This window comes from Xanthomonas chitinilytica, from assembly GCF_026107455.2.
Lineage (GTDB): Bacteria > Pseudomonadota > Gammaproteobacteria > Xanthomonadales > Xanthomonadaceae > Stenotrophomonas > Stenotrophomonas chitinilytica.
The window spans coordinates 196,157-210,844 of sequence record NZ_JAPCHY010000004.1; the positions used below are offsets into that span (position 1 = coordinate 196,157).

Consider the following 14,688-nt stretch of genomic DNA (forward strand, 5'->3'; position numbering starts at 1 on the left):
CGCTGCCAGCCGGTCGCGCCCGGAGGGGTGTCGCGACTGACGTCGCTCCTACAACATCCCCCGCTGTTGTAGGAGCGACGTCAGTCGCGAGCTTTCCGCTCAGCCCAGCAGCTTGCGCACCTTGTTGAGGGCGGCGATGAAGCGCTCGATCTCCTCGTGGGTGTTGTAGAACGCCAGCGAGGCGCGGCAGGTGGCGGCCACGCCGTAGTACTGCAGCAGCGGGTGCGCGCAGTGCTGGCCCGAGCGCACCGCGACGCCTTCCAGGTCGAGCAGGGTGGCCAGGTCGTGGGCGTGCGCGCCCTCGACCAGGAACGAGACCACCGCCGCCTTGCCGGGCGCGGTGCCGAAGATGCGCAGGCCGTCGATGCGCTGCAGCTCCTCGGTCAGGTGTGCCAGCAGTTCGGCCTCGTGCGCCTCGATGTGCTCCAGCCCCAGCGCCTCCAGGTAGTCGACCGCCACGCCGAGGCCGACGAAGCCGGCGATGTTCGGGGTGCCGGCCTCGAAGCGGTGCGGCGGATCGTTGAACACGGTGCCGTCGAAGCTGACTTCCTTGATCATCTCGCCGCCGCCGAGGAACGGCGGCATCGCCTGCAGGTGCTCGCGCCGCGCCCACAGCGCGCCGGTGCCGGTGGGGCCGCACATCTTGTGGCCGGTGATGGCGTAGAAGTCGCAGCCGATCGCCGGCACGTCGATCCGCCGGTGCGGCGCCGCCTGCGAGCCGTCGACCACGGTGACGATGCCGCGCTTGCGCGCCTCGCGGCAGATCTCGCGCACCGGGTTGACCGTGCCCAGCACGTTGGATACGTGCGCCACCGCCAGCAGCTTCACCTCCGGGGTCATCGCCCGGTACAGCGCGTCCAGGTCGAGGCTGCCGTCGGGCAGGATCTCGGCGACCTTGATCGTCGCCCCGGTGCGCTGCGCCACCAGCTGCCACGGCACGATGTTGGCATGGTGCTCCATGCGCGAGACCAGGATCACGTCGCCGGCCTTCAGCCGCGGCAGCGCCCACGAATACGCCACCAGGTTGATGGCGAAGGTGGTGCCGCTGCACAACACCAGCTCGTCGGCGCGCACGTTGAGGAAGCGCGCCAGCTTGCCGCGCGCGCCTTCGTAGGCATCGGTGGCCTCGGTGCCGAGCGCATGCACCGCACGGCTGACGTTGGCGTTGTAGCGGCGGTAGAACTCGTCCAGCGCGGCGATCACCTGCAGCGGCTTCTGCCCGGTGTTGGCGTTGTCGAAGTACACCAGCGGCTTGCCGTGCACCTGCCGCATCAGCAGCGGGAAATCCAGACGTACCCGGTCCCAGTCCGGGATCAGGGCGGTATCGGTCGTCGGGCGCGGGGTGGACAGGTTCATGCCACGCCCGCCTGCGCCAGCGCCCGGTCCAGCTGCTGCGCGAGCGCGGCGGCGAGGGCGCCGTCGAGCGCGCGCAGCGGCTCGTGGCAGAACGCGGCGCTGAGCAGCTGCTGCGCCTGCTGTTGCGGCAGCCCGCGCGTGCGCAGGTAGAACAGCGCATTGGCGTCGAGCTGGCCCACGGTGGCGCCGTGCGCGGCCTTGACCTCGTCGGCGTCGATCACCAGCGTCGGCTGGGTGTCGATCTCGGCGTCGGCCGACAGCAGCAGGTTCTTGTTGGACAGGTTGGCGTCGGTGCCGTCGGCGCCTTCGCGGATGTGGATGCCGCCGTGGAACACCACCCGGCTGCGGTTGGCGGCCACGCCGCGCCACAGCATCTCGGCGGCGGTATCGCGGGCGATGTGCTCGATTCCCAGGCGGGTGTCGACATGGCGGCGGCCGTTGCCCAGCAGCACGCCGTTGGCGGTCAACCGGGCGTTGTCGCCTTCCAGCCGCACGTTGAGTTCGTGGCGGGTCAGCGCCGCGCCCAGCTCCAGGTCGACGCGGCGGTACTGCGCGTCGCGCGCCAGCACCGCGTCGGTGCGCAGCAGCGAGGTGGCGCGTCCGCCCTCGGCCTGCACCCGCGCGTGCGACAGCTGCGCCTGGCGGGCCAGGTGGACGTGCACCAGGGTATTGCCGAAGTGCGCCGCGTCGCCGGCGTGCAGGTGATGCTCGACCAGGTGCAGCGAGGCGCCGGCGCGCAGTTCGATCAGGTGGCGGTGGTGCCAGGCCAGGTCGGCATCGGCGGCGGCGCCGACGAACACCAGCTGCAGCGGCGCGTCGACCTGCACGCCCTCGTCCACGCGCAGCAGCACGCCTTCGTCGGCGAGCGCGGCGTTGAGCCGGGCGAACACTTCCTCGCTGCGCTCGAAGCGCCGCTCCAGGAAGCGGGCCGCTTCCTCGCCCGCGGCCAATGCGGCGGACAGCGGCTGCAGCTGCACGCCCTGCGGCAGTCCGGCCAGGTCGCTGAGCGCCGGCGCCGGGCGGCCGTTGACGAACACCAGCCGCGGCGCGGGAACGTGCGCCAGCAGCGCCGGGTCGATGGCCGCCGGTTGCAGCGGCGCGGGCGCGAAGCTGCGCCGCTCCAGCGCGCGCAGCGAGGTGTACTTCCAGGCTTCGTTGCGGGCGGCGGGCAGGCCGTCGCGCAGGGCGGCGTCCAGCTGTGCGCGGCGCTCGTCGCTGCCGCAGAAGGCGCTGGCCAGGGAGTCGAGCAGGGCGCTCATCAGACGGCGGCCTCCGGCACCACGCGGCTCTTCAGGAAATCGTAGCCGTGGGCTTCCAGCTCCAGCGCCAGTTCCGGGCCGCCGCTCTTGACGATGCGGCCCTCGGCCAGCACGTGCACCACGTCCGGCTTGATGTAGTCGAGCAGGCGCTGGTAGTGGGTGATGACGATGAACGAGCGCTCCGGCGAGCGCAGCGCGTTGACGCCGTCGGCCACGCTCTTGAGCGCGTCGATGTCCAGGCCGGAGTCGGTCTCGTCCAGGATCGCCAGCTTCGGTTCCAGTACCGCCAGCTGGAAGATCTCGTTGCGCTTCTTCTCGCCGCCGGAGAAACCCTCGTTGACGCCGCGGTGCAGCAGCTCGTCCTTCAGGTGCAGCACCGCCAGCTTCTGCCGTACCAGCTTGAGGAACTGCATCGAGTCCAGTTCCTCCTCGCCGCGCGCCTTGCGCTGGGCGTTGAGCGCGGTGCGCAGGAAATAGGTGTTGTTGACGCCGGGGATTTCCACCGGGTACTGGAACGCCAGGAACAGGCCGGCGGCGGCGCGCTCTTCCGGTTCCAGCTGCAGCAGGTCGGCGTCTTCGAAACGCACGCTGCCCTGGCCGACTTCGTAGCCCTCGCGGCCGGCCAGCACGTTGCCCAGGGTGGACTTGCCGGCGCCGTTGGGGCCCATGATGGCGTGCACCTGCCCGGGCTTCACTTCCAGCGACAGGCCCTTGAGGATTTCCTTGCCGGCGATGCTGGCGTGGAGGTTTTCGATCTTCAACATATGGGTAATCGTCTTGTTTCGTATGGGGGCGGGCACGCGGTTCAGTAGGGAACGTCCGCGAGGAACTGCGCGCGCAGGTAGCCGGTGCGCTGGCGGGTCAGCTCGGCCTTGGCGGAGGCGAAGCTCATCGGGTACATCGAGCCGTACTGCATGCGCGGGTCCTGGCCCTCGGCCAGCGGGAACTGCGCTTCCAGGTCGGCATCGCGCAGCTGGATCCACAGCCGCTGCGCGGTCTTCAGCCGGTCCACGGCAACGGCATCGTCACCCAGGCGCTTGAGCACCTCGCGCCAGGTGGCGTTCAACTCGGCATCGGCGGCGGCCAGTTCATTGGCCGCGCAGGCGTTGAGCTCGACCTGCGAGCCTTCCGGGTTGCAGGGCAGCTGGCCGGCGCCGTCGCGTGCGCCGGCCAGGGCCGGCACGCCGGCGGCGAGCAGCAGCGCGAGAAGGAAGGGGCGGATCATCCGACCGATCCTTCCAGGCTCACTTCCAACAGCTTCTTGGCCTCGACCGCGAACTCCATCGGCAGCTCGCGGAACACCTGCTTGCAGAAGCCGTCGACGATCATCGACACCGCGTTCTCCTGGTCGATGCCGCGGGCGCGGCAATAGAACAGCTGGTCGTCGGAGATCTTGGAGGTGGTGGCCTCGTGCTCGACGGTGGCGCTGGGGTTGCGCACCTCGATGTAGGGGAAGGTGTGGGCGCCGCACTTCTTGCCTATCAGCAGCGAGTCGCACTGGGTGTAGTTGCGCGCGCCCTCGGCGCCGGGCGCCACCTTGACCAGCCCGCGGTAGGTGTTCTGGCCGCGGCCGGCGCTGATGCCCTTGCTGACGATCTTGCTCTTGGTGCGCTTGCCGACGTGGATCATCTTGGTGCCGGTGTCGGCCTGCTGGCGGTGGTGGGTGAGCGCCACCGAGTGGAACTCGCCCACCGAGTCGTCGCCCAGCAGCACGCAGGACGGGTACTTCCAGGTGATCGCCGAGCCGGTCTCGACCTGGGTCCAGGTGACCTTGCTGCGCGCACCGCGGCATTCGGCGCGCTTGGTGACGAAGTTGTAGATGCCGCCGACGCCGTTCTCGTCGCCCGGGTACCAGTTCTGCACGGTGGAATACTTGATCTCGGCGTCTTCCAGCGCCACCAGCTCGACCACCGCGGCGTGCAGCTGGTTCTCGTCGCGCATCGGCGCGGTGCAGCCTTCCAGGTAGGACACGTAGGCCTTGTCCTCGCACACGATCAGGGTGCGCTCGAACTGGCCGGTGTGGCCGGCGTTGATGCGGAAGTAGGTGCTCAGCTCCATCGGGCAACGCACGCCCCTGGGAATGAACACGAAGCTGCCGTCGGAGAACACCGCCGAGTTCAGCGCGGCGAAGTAGTTGTCGCCCACCGGCACCACGGTGCCCAGGTACTGCTTCACCAGTTCCGGGTGTTCCTTGATGGCCTCGGACATCGAGCAGAAGATCACGCCCTTCTCGGCCAGTTCCTTGCGGAAGGTGGTGCCGACCGAGACCGAGTCGAACACCGCGTCGACCGCCACGCCGGCCAGCTTGGCGCGCTCGTGCAGCGGCACGCCGAGCTTGTCGTAGGTGTCGAGCAGCTCCTGCGGCACTTCGTCCAGCGACTTGTACTTCGGGCCCTTGGGCGCGGAGTAGTAGCTCAGCGCCTGCAGGTCGATCGGCGCGATCTGCAGCTTGGCCCACTCGGGCATCGGCATGGTCAGGAAGTGGCGGTAGGCGTCCAGGCGCCACTGCGTCATCCACTCCGGTTCTTCCTTCTTGGCCGAAAGCGCGCGGATGATGTCCTCGCTCAGGCCCGGCGGCAGCGAGTCGGACTCGATGTCGGTGACGAAGCCGGCCGCGTACTTGCGGCCGAGCTGTTCGTGGATCTCGCGGTTCGGAGTGTCGGCGGGGGCGACGGTTTCGATGGTTTCGGTGGCCATGGGGGCTGCCTACGGTTTCAGGAGACGACGGCGACGGCGATGGAGCGTCGTCGGTCGGCAAGGGGAAGGGGGTGCAGCATCTGCGCCAGGGTGACCCCGCGCAGCGCCTCGGCGACCACGTCGTTGATCAGGCGCCAGTTCGCACGCACGCCGCACTGTTCGGCGATGCCGCACTGGCTGTGGTCGTGGCTGCATTCGGTGATCGCCAGCGGGCCTTCCATCGCCTCGACGATCTCGATCAGGGTGATGTCGCCGGCGTCGCGGGTCAGGCGGTAGCCGCCGCGCACGCCGCGCAGGCCTTCCACCAGCCCGGCCTGGGCCAGCGGCTTGAGCAGCTTGCTGACGGTGGGCGGCTCCAGGCTGGCGTATTCAGCCAGCTCGGTCGCGCTCAGCACCTCGCCCGGCCGTGACGCGAGCACGGTCAGGACAACGGTGGCGTAGTCGGTGAGCTTGGTGACGCGGAGCATGGGGTGTGGTGGACCTCAAAGCGGACCAAAATTGTACGCTTTGTGTGATCGGGCTCCAAGTCCCTCTGTTCAGCTTCGGTTCTCCGGCGTGGTGCCCGGGCATGTCGGCGATGCCCGGGTGGGGACGGGTATGCGCAGCGGCGGATTCCTGCGGCAACCGTCGGCTGCAACGCACAAGGGCTGCCGTTGCCGCAGCTCGAGCACGGTCGCTGTGGTTTCCGCCTCTCCGCCCGGCACCGGCCCGGACCCCGGCGGCGCATCCACGAGCCGGCCGGCCACCGCGCGATGACGCCACCGTGACGCCGCTGCCGTCCTTCCATGTCGCGATGGCAGTTGGGCGATCGGCCGGCATGAGCGAGAATCCCCGCTTCCATCGACACGGCCATGCACATGCCCAAGAAGATCCAAGCCCGCAAGTCCTCCATCCACGGCAACGGCGTGTTCGCGCTGGCGGCGATCAAGAAGGGCGAGCGGGTGATCGAGTACAAGGGCAAGCGCCGCACCCACGCCGAAGTGGATGCGGACGACACCGGCGACGTGGAAAGCGGCCACACCTTCCTGTTCACGCTCAACGACGACTACGTCATCGACGCCAACCACCAGGGCAACGACGCGCGCTGGATCAACCACAGCTGCGATCCGAACTGCGAGGCGCTGATCGAGGAGGCCGAGGGCGACGACCGTACCGCCGACAAGGTGTTCATCGAGGCGATCCGCAACATCAAGCCGGGCGAGGAGCTGACCTACAACTACGGCATCACCCTGGCCGAGCGCCACACCCCGCGCCTGAAGAAGATCTGGGAATGCCGTTGCGGCGCGAAGAACTGCACCGGCACCATGCTGCAGCCCAAGCGCTGAGCCGTCCCGCCGCGGAAGGCCCGCTGGCATCCACGCCCCGGTGCGGTGCCGATCCGCCGAACCCACGCGCCGTGCACATGCCGGTCACCGCCGGCCAATGCCGTCGCGGCCATGCTGACTCCTCACTTCGATGCAGGAGTCTCCATGGCACACGCACTGAACGGCAAACACGTCGCCATCCTCGCCACCGACGGCTTCGAGCAATCCGAGCTGCAGGAGCCCAAGCGCCTGCTCGAATCCTGGGGAGCCACCGTCAGCGTGATCGCGCCGGGGCAGGGCGACAGCATCCGCGGCTGGAAAGGCAAGGACTGGGGCGGAACGGTGGCGGTCGACCAGCCGCTGGACGGCGCCGATCCCGGCAAGTACGACGCGCTGGTGCTGCCGGGTGGGGTCATCAATCCCGATGCGCTGCGCATCGACGACCAGGCGGTGTCCTTCATCCGCGACGTGGCCCGGGCCGGCAAGCCGGTGGCGGCGATCTGCCATGGACCATGGCTGCTGATCGAGTCGGGCCTGGCCAAGGGGCGCAAGGTGACCTCGTGGCCGTCGCTGAAATCCGACCTGGGCAATGCCGGCGCGCACTGGACCGATGCCGAGGTGGTGGTCGACGGCGCGCTCATCACCAGCCGCAAGCCGGACGACATCCCCGCCTTCACCGAGGCCGTGGCCAGGGCGCTGGCGGCCTGAGTGGCGTGCCGGTTACCTGCCGAGCAGGCCGGCCGGTATCAGCTGCTCCAGGTTCTGGTTGAAGTCGACCATGATCCGGCCGTTCTCGATGCTGGCCGAGCGCACCTGCAGCGTGCCGAGCAGGTTGGCGATGGCCGGGTCGAGCCGATAGATCGGCTCGCGCCGCGCATAGTCGGCCAGCCACAGGTTGAGCAGGCCACGGGTGCGCGAATCCAGTTCGCCGCCGGCGCTGGCCGGGCGGAATCCGTCGATGGTCGGCTGCTCCAGATGGAAGCCCTGGGTCTGCGCGTCGTAGCGCAGGCCGCTGCTGAGCTTGATGTTGCCCACCGGCACCGCGCTGCCGCCGGCGGTGGCCATGGCCAGGTCGAATCCGAGGTCGAGACGGCTGCCGGCCGGCAGCGCCAGCTGCGGATGGCTGACGGTCAATTCCAGCAATCCGCCCAGCGCGTCCTGGGTGCGCGGAAAGCTGCCGTCGAGATACTGCTGCACGTCGTCGGCCGCGATCGCGAGGCGCTGCCCATCGATGCGGGGCGCGGCCTGGGCCGGGAGGACGGTGAAGGCGGCGAGCAGGGCGGCGATGAGCAGGGCGCGTACGTTCATGGGTGGTCCACCGGACAGAGGCGTCCACGATAAGCGGGGCGGGTGAGCCGGCGGTTAGCGGTGCGGGTGCCGTCGCCGCTGCCGTCCGGTCCCGCCGCTGCGCATCCGCGCAGGTTGGTGCGGGGCGTTGCCGGCCCGTTGCGCCGCGGCCTCTCCAACGGCCGCCGGCGCGGGTGCCGGATTCGCGGGTCGAACGTGGTCGCCGTCGACGGAGCTCGCCGCGGCATCCTGGTCCGCCACCTGCCGTGGCCGCTGTTCGGGCGGGTGCCGGACATCGGCGGGGAGGCCGCCTGGACGACGGCGGCGGAAACCGAACGGGACATTACGTTCCCGCATCACCCGCGGCATTGCAGGGAACAAGGGGGAGGCGACGAACCTCCGGCGCGCGCCGGCTTCAGTCCAGCACCGGTTGCAGCGAGGCCGAGGTGATTTCCCAGCCGCTGCCGTCCACGCGCTGGCGCACCCGGTACCAGCCGCGCAACTGGCGCACGCCGTCGTCGGTGCTCACGCGCAGGCGCACCGGGATCTCCAGCGCGCGTGTCGGTCGCTCCTGGTCCAGGGCGATGCCGGCGTCGTTGTTCACGCGCAGGCTGCGGATGCCTTCGAGCGAACGCAGCACGGCGTCGTCCGGTTGCGGCGGCGGCTTGCCGCCGGCCCAGAACGCGTCGGAACGGCTGCGGTCGCTCTCCAGCAGTGCATGCAAATAGCCGTGCACGGTGCTGGCCGCGACGGTGCGTGGGTTCGATGCGGAAGGGGTGGCATCCGCCTCGGCGGCGCCATCCGGGTCGGATGCGGGAACGGCGGCGATGGCGTCCGCTGCTGCCGTGGTATCGCGATCGCTGTCGCTGCCTTCGGTTGCGGTGGAAGACCGCTGGCAGGAACAGCCGGCGCACAGCAGCATCGCAATCAGCATCGGCCAGGCACGCATTGCAGGTCTCCGCGGAAGATGCGCGCAGTGTAAGCGCATCGCCGCGCCGGAACCGGTGCGCTGGCCGGCGTCAGCCGCCGGACGGTTGCAGTTGCCCGGTCACGCGGTCGATCTGCGGCTTCAGCACCGCCAGCGGGTGGTCCGGCTGCTGCGCGTGCGAGCGCGCCAGGCCGTCCAGCAACTGGCTGGCGACGAGCAGGGCGGCGTGTTCGTCGGCGGACAGGCTGCGTTGCCGCTGTGCGGCCTCGAGCAGGCGCATCCAGTCCTGCGGGCTGCGCTGTTCGAATTCGATCGTGCAACGCCCGCTGCATTGCAGGCCGTCCTTCTCGATCGGCGTGACGGTGATGCGGTAGCGATGGGTCTGGCTGGACATGGGGACGACCGGTGGGGCGGTGTGGCCACCATAGGCCGGTGCGGCGGCAGCGACGAGGAGCCGGGCCATGACGCTGTGTTCCAACCCATGCCGGAGGCGGCGGTCGTCGCGCTGCCGGCGGGCGCTGCGCCCGGTCGGCGGTTTCCGGAATTCAGCGTTGCGGACCCGTGGTCGGGCAGCCGGCGAGGGGGCGGCAGGCGAGCGTGCGCGGTTGCGCTGCCTGCAAAAGCGGACGGGACGGCATTGCGCCGTCCCGTCCGTTGACCGCATGACGCGCGCTGATCAGAGCGCGGCGTCCTTGAGCTTCTTGAGCGGACGCACCTTGAGCTTGGTGGTGGCCGGCTTGGCGGCGAACCACTGCTCTTCCTTGGTGAACGGGTTGATGCCCTTGCGCTTCGGCTTGGCCGGCACGCTGACGGTGGTGATCTTCAGCAGGCCCGGCAGGGTGAAGCTGCCCGCGCCCTTCTTGTGCACCGAGGCGGCGACCGCGCTTTCCAGCGAGGCGAGCACGGCGCGCACGTCCTTGGCGGCGACGCTGGTAGCTTCGGCGATGTGGGCAACCAGACCCGACTTGGTCAGGGCTTCCTTGATCGGCTTGGGAGCGGCCGGCTTGGCGGCTGCCTTCGTAGCGACTTTCTTCACTGCCTTCTTCGGGGCAGCCTTCTTAGCGGTCTTTGCCATGATTTCCTGTTCCGTGAACGGTTGGTTGTTTTGATCGCGCCGAACCCCGTCGGCATGCGAAATGTAGGGCATGAATCCTGCGGCGCCAATAGGGAATCGACGAAAAACCGCATAAAAATCGTGGCGGACGCGATTTCCCGACGTGGTGATGCCCCCGTGGTGCCGTTTCAGTCCTCGTCCGGATGCGGCTGGTGGGCGGCCACCAGCCGCTGCTGCACCGGTACCGGCACCGGTTCGTAGTGGCTGAAATCCAGCGAATAGCGGCCGCGTCCGGCGGTGACGGACTTCAGTTCGGCGGCATAGCCGTCCAGTTCGGACAGCGGCACCTGGGCGTGGATGACGATCTCGCCGGGCATCGAATCGGTGCCGTTGATGCGCGCGCGCTTGGCCGCCAGCCCGCCGGTGATGTCGCCGGCCTGGGTTTCCGGCGCGGTCACCTGCAGCGAGACCACCGGCTCCAGCACCTGCGGGGTGGCCTTGGCGATGGCGTCGAGGAAGGCCTTGCGCGCGGCGGTGACGAAGGCCACCTCCTTGCTGTCGACCGGGTGGTGGCGGCCGTCGTGCACGGTGACGCGGATGTCCTGCAGCGGGAACCCGGCCACCGCGCCGGATTCGAGCACCTGGCGCACGCCTTTCTCCACCGCCGGCATGAACTGGCCGGGAATGGTGCCGCCCTTGACCTCGTCGACGAACTCGAAGCCGGCGCCGCGCGGCAGCGGCGCCACCCGCAGGAACACCTCGCCGAACTGGCCGGCGCCGCCAGTCTGCTTCTTGTGGCGGTGGTGGCCTTCGGCCGCGGCGGCGATGGTCTCGCGGTAGGCGATGCGCGGCGTGTGCGTCACCACCTCCACGCCATGGCGGCCGGTCAGGCGTTCGAGCACGATCCGCAGGTGCAGGTCGGACAGGCCGCGGATCACGGTCTCGTGGGTATCGTCCTGCTGCTCGATGTTCAGCGCCGGGTCCTCCTGGGCCAGGCGTTCCAGCGCGGCGGCCAGCTTCTGCTCCTGGCCGCGGCTGGCCGGGGCGATGGCCAGGCCGAACATCGGTTTGGGGAAGGCGATCGGCGCCAGGTGCAGGTGGTCCTGCTCGTGGCGGTCGTGCAGCACCGCGTCGTAGTGGATCTCGTCCACCTTGGCCAGCGCGGCGATGTCGCCGGCCACCACCATGTCCACCGGCAGGTGTTCCTTGCCCATCAGCCGGAACAGGTGCGCGGCCTTCACCGGCTTGCGGTTGTCGTCCACCAGCAGGGTCATGTCGCGGTGCATCGTGCCCTGGTACAGGCGGAATACGCCGATCTTGCCGACGAAGGGATCGTTGATGATGCGGAACACGTCGGCGACCACCGGCGCCTGCGGATCGGCGCGCACCTCCACCGGCTCGCTGCCGTCGCCGTCGCTGGCGACGAACAGCGGCGGGTTGCCCTCGCCGGGGTCGGGCAGCAGGTCGTGCGCGATCTGCAGCAATGCCTCGATGCCGGCGCCGCTGCGGGCCGAGACGAAGCACACCGGCACCAGGTGGCCTTCGCGCAGGCACTGCTCGAAGGCATCGTGCAGTTCCATTCCGGACAGGCCGTCCTCGCCGGCGTCCAGGTAGTGCTCCATCACCGTTTCGTTGATCTCCACCACCTGGTCCAGGATGCGCTGGTGCCAGGCCGACACCGGGCCGGCATCGCTGTCGCCGCTGTCCTGGCCGAAGCAGTCGACCACATCGCTGCCGCCGCCGGTGGGCAGGTTCAGCGGCAGCACCTGCGGGCCGAACTCGGCGCGCAGCGCCTCCAGCAGCGCGGCGCAGTCGGTGCCTTCCTGGTCGATCTTGTTGACCACGATGACGCGGCACAGCTGGCGTTCGCGCGCGCGCTGCATCAGCCGCCGGGTGCCGTACTCGATGCCGCGGCCGGCATCGACCACGATCAGCGCCGTCTCCACCACCGCCAGCGCCGACAGCGCGGCGCCGCGGAATTCCGGATAGCCGGGGGTGTCGATCAGGTTCAGGTGCAGGTCGGGCCGGTCGATGCCGGCGATGGCGCTGTCGATCGAATGCCCGCGCTGTTTCTCCAGGGGATCGTGGTCGGACACGGTGGTGCCGCGTTCGATGCTGCCCGCCGTCTGCAGGGTGCCGCCGGCATGCAGCAGGGCTTCGAACAGGGTGGTTTTGCCGGCGCCTGGGTGGCCTGCCAGGGCCACGTTGCGGATTTGCCGTGTGCTGTAGGACATGAGCCGTTCCTCCAGTAGCGATGCTGGGTCGAAAGGGCGTCATGGCTGTCCATGCGGAGCGGCCTGGAGCATGCGGCTCGCAGGGCGGTCATGGCGGAAACGGCAATGTAGCGCGGGCGGCGTCCATCGCACGTTGCGACGCACAAGGCCGTAACGCGCGCCACGCTATGGTGGCCCGGTCATTCACACCGAGGAGACACCGCATGGGCATTTCGCGTTATGCCACCGCGCATTGGGAAGGCGACCTCAAGAGCGGCAAGGGCCAGCTCAGCACTCCGCAGAGCGGACTGCTGGAAAACACCCGCTATGCCTTCAGCAGCCGCTTCGGCGACGAGAAGGGCACCAATCCCGAGGAACTGATCGCCGCCGCGCATGCCGGCTGCTTCACCATGGCGCTGTCGGCCAAGCTGACCGAAGCCGGGTTCCCGCCGACCTCGCTGGACAGCCGTGCCGACGTCGACCTGTCGATGGAGGGCGGGCCGCAGCTTTCGCAGATCCGGCTCAAGGTGAAGGCGGTGGTGCCGGGCATCGACGCGGCCAAGTTCCGCGCCGTGGCCGACGACGCCAAGCAGAACTGTCCGGTGTCCAAGGCGTTGAGCGCGGTGCCGATCAGCCTGGAGGCCGAGCTGTCCGGCTGAGCCGGGCGGGGAAGCGCGCATTGTGATGGCGGACCGGTGGCGGCATAGTCGTGGCCTGTTTCCCTGGAGCCATCGCATGCGCCGCCTCGCCTGTCTTGCCCTGCTCGCGCCCTGCCTGCTGTCGTCGACCGCCGCTGCCGAGGTGCAGGTGGTCACCGCCGCGGCGATCCATACCGGCGATCCGGCGCAGCCGCCGGCCACCGCGCTGGCATGGGACAGCGACGACGGTCGCGTGCTGGCGGTGGGCGAGCGCCGCGCGCTGCTGGAGCTGTACCCGCAGGCGAGGCATACCGACGTCGGCCAGGCGGTGCTGGTACCCGGGCTGATCGACGCGCATGCGCACCTGATGTACCTGGGATACGCCCTGATGCAGGCCGACCTGGTCGGAGCGCGCAGCAAGGACGAGGTGGTCGCCCGCCTGCGCGCGTTCGCCGACACCCTGCCCGAGGGCGAGTGGCTGCGCGGCAACGGCTGGGACCAGAACCTGTGGCCGGACAAGACCTTTCCCACCGCGGCCGACCTCGACGCGGCGTTTCCCGAGCGGCCGGTATGGCTGGACCGCGTCGATGGCCACGCCGGCTGGGCCAACAGCGCGGCACTGCGCGCGGTGGCGGCGAAGCAGGGCGCGCGTGCGCTGGCCGGCGACTGGCAACCGGACGGCGGCCGCATCGAGCGCGACGGCAATGGCCAGCCCAGCGGCGTGTTCGTGGACGCGGCGATGGCGCTGGTGGCCGACGCGATTCCGCCACTGGACGAAGCCAGCCGCGAACGCGCGCTGGAGCGGGCGCTGTACAAGGCGGTAAGCAACGGCCTGACCGGCGTGCACGACATGGGCGTATCGCGCGCGGACCTGGCGCTGATGAAGCGCTTCGCCGACGAAGGCCGGCTGCCGCTGCGCATCGACGCCTATGCCGACGGCAACGGCGACGCGCTGGACGACCTGTGTCGCGACGGACTCTATCGCCATGCCGGCGGCCGGCTGGAAATGCAGGGCGTGAAGCTGTTCATGGACGGCGCGCTGGGCAGCCGCGGCGCCGCGCTGCTGGAGGCCTACAGCGACGACCCGCGCAACCACGGCCTGCTGGTGACCTCGCCGGAGGACTTCGAGACCGCCGTGCGCAAGGCCGACGGCTGCGGCGCGCAGGTGGCCACCCATGCCATCGGCGACCGCGGCAACCGCATCGTGCTCGATACCTACGAAAAGGTGCTGGGCGAGCGCAGGGACAGCGACCACCGCTGGCGCGTCGAGCATGCGCAGGTGGTGTCGCTGGACGACATTCCCCGTTTCGCGCCGCTGGGGGTGATCGCCTCGATGCAGCCCACGCATGCCACCTCGGACATGGGCTGGGCGCAGCAGCGCGTCGGCGCCGAGCGGGTGCAGGGCGCCTATGCCTGGCAGCGCCTGCTGCAGTCCGGCGCACGGCTGGCGCTGGGTTCGGATTTCCCGGTCGAATCGGTGGACCCGCGGCTGGGCCTGTACGCCGCGGTGACCCGGCAGGACCGCGACGGCCGGCCACCGGGCGGCTGGCAACCGGAGCAGCGGCTGAGCGCCGCCGAGGCGCTGCGCGGCTTCACCGCCGATGCCGCCTGGGCCGGTCATGACGAGCAGCAGGTGGGACGGCTGGCGCCGGGCCTGCGCGCGGATTTCGTGATCCTGGACCGCGACCCGCTGGCGGTGCCGGCCGCGCAGCTGGATGACATGAAGGTGCTGTCCACCTGGATCGACGGCGAGCCGGTATACACGGCCTCGCCGGCCCTCCCGGAAGATTGAGGCCGCAACCGGCGGATCGGCCACCACGGACCGCCCTCCGGCGGTTCCGTTGCCGGGATGCCCGGCTTGTTCTTGAGCGGACCGGCTCCGCCTGCCACGACGCCAGCCGTGGAGCGGCCATGGCAGACGTTCCAGCCGGCGCGGCTGCCTGCTTCCGCGC

The 14,688-nt window shown here is 69.9% G+C and carries 15 protein-coding genes; 4 read left to right on the forward strand and 11 right to left on the reverse strand.

The window, feature by feature from the left end:
• Window positions 1-99: 99 nt before the first annotated feature.
• The 6 genes from OK345_RS06745 to OK345_RS06770 are packed head-to-tail and all read right to left on the reverse strand — an operon-like array spanning window position 100 to window position 5,779.
• A complete protein-coding gene (locus OK345_RS06745) occupies window positions 100-1,356 on the reverse strand; it encodes a cysteine desulfurase (protein WP_265127155.1) in 1,257 nt (418 codons plus the stop codon).
• Window positions 1,353-2,615: a Fe-S cluster assembly protein SufD gene (gene sufD / locus OK345_RS06750; protein WP_265127156.1), complete on the reverse strand. Its 1,263-nt coding sequence runs from the start codon at window positions 2,613-2,615 to the stop codon at window positions 1,353-1,355. The genes OK345_RS06745 and sufD overlap by 4 nt, the downstream gene beginning before the upstream one ends.
• Entirely contained in the window at window positions 2,615-3,379 is a 765-nt protein-coding gene (gene sufC / locus OK345_RS06755) for a Fe-S cluster assembly ATPase SufC (RefSeq protein ID WP_265127157.1), read from the reverse strand. The genes sufD and sufC overlap by 1 nt, the downstream gene beginning before the upstream one ends.
• 41 nt (window positions 3,380-3,420) lie before the next feature.
• On the reverse strand, window positions 3,421-3,840 hold the full coding sequence (locus OK345_RS06760; RefSeq protein ID WP_265127158.1) for a lysozyme inhibitor LprI family protein: 420 nt from the start codon (window positions 3,838-3,840) through the stop codon (window positions 3,421-3,423).
• Window positions 3,837-5,312, reverse strand: a complete 1,476-nt coding sequence (sufB, locus tag OK345_RS06765) for a Fe-S cluster assembly protein SufB (protein WP_265127159.1) — start codon at window positions 5,310-5,312, stop codon at window positions 3,837-3,839. The genes OK345_RS06760 and sufB overlap by 4 nt, the downstream gene beginning before the upstream one ends.
• 17 nt (window positions 5,313-5,329) lie before the next feature.
• A complete protein-coding gene (locus OK345_RS06770; RefSeq protein WP_265127160.1) occupies window positions 5,330-5,779 on the reverse strand; it encodes an SUF system Fe-S cluster assembly regulator in 450 nt (149 codons plus the stop codon).
• Window positions 5,780-6,169: 390 nt separating this feature from the next.
• Here OK345_RS06770 and OK345_RS06775 point away from each other — a divergent pair, with 390 nt between their 5' ends.
• On the forward strand, window positions 6,170-6,637 hold the full coding sequence (locus OK345_RS06775; protein WP_265127161.1) for an SET domain-containing protein: 468 nt from the start codon (window positions 6,170-6,172) through the stop codon (window positions 6,635-6,637).
• 144 nt (window positions 6,638-6,781) lie between these two features.
• Window positions 6,782-7,324, forward strand: coding sequence for a type 1 glutamine amidotransferase domain-containing protein (locus tag OK345_RS06780; RefSeq protein WP_265127162.1), 543 nt, complete (start codon window positions 6,782-6,784; stop codon window positions 7,322-7,324).
• Window positions 7,325-7,336: 12 nt separating this feature from the next.
• Here the strand turns inward: OK345_RS06780 and OK345_RS06785 are convergent, their stop codons facing one another.
• From OK345_RS06785 to fusA, 5 genes are all read right to left on the reverse strand, one after another.
• Complete coding sequence (locus tag OK345_RS06785; protein ID WP_265127163.1) at window positions 7,337-7,924, reverse strand: YceB family lipoprotein; 588 nt, start codon at window positions 7,922-7,924, stop codon at window positions 7,337-7,339.
• Window positions 7,925-8,318: 394 nt separating this feature from the next.
• Complete coding sequence (locus OK345_RS06790) at window positions 8,319-8,852, reverse strand: hypothetical protein (protein WP_265127164.1); 534 nt, start codon at window positions 8,850-8,852, stop codon at window positions 8,319-8,321.
• A 70-nt stretch (window positions 8,853-8,922) separates the two neighbouring features.
• Window positions 8,923-9,225, reverse strand: coding sequence for a DUF3861 family protein (locus tag OK345_RS06795; protein ID WP_265127315.1), 303 nt, complete (start codon window positions 9,223-9,225; stop codon window positions 8,923-8,925).
• A 282-nt stretch (window positions 9,226-9,507) separates the two neighbouring features.
• Window positions 9,508-9,906, reverse strand: coding sequence for an HU family DNA-binding protein (locus OK345_RS06800; RefSeq protein WP_265127165.1), 399 nt, complete (start codon window positions 9,904-9,906; stop codon window positions 9,508-9,510).
• A 167-nt stretch (window positions 9,907-10,073) separates the two neighbouring features.
• A complete protein-coding gene (gene fusA / locus OK345_RS06805) occupies window positions 10,074-12,119 on the reverse strand; it encodes an elongation factor G (protein WP_265127166.1) in 2,046 nt (681 codons plus the stop codon).
• A 203-nt stretch (window positions 12,120-12,322) separates the two neighbouring features.
• Between fusA and OK345_RS06810 the strand changes: the two genes are divergently transcribed.
• Together OK345_RS06810 and OK345_RS06815 are read left to right on the forward strand one after the other, a co-directional pair.
• Entirely contained in the window at window positions 12,323-12,757 is a 435-nt protein-coding gene (locus OK345_RS06810) for an OsmC family protein (protein WP_265127167.1), read from the forward strand.
• Window positions 12,758-12,833: 76 nt separating this feature from the next.
• Window positions 12,834-14,528, forward strand: coding sequence for an amidohydrolase (locus OK345_RS06815; protein ID WP_265127168.1), 1,695 nt, complete (start codon window positions 12,834-12,836; stop codon window positions 14,526-14,528).
• The last annotated feature ends 160 nt before the right edge of the window (window positions 14,529-14,688 follow it).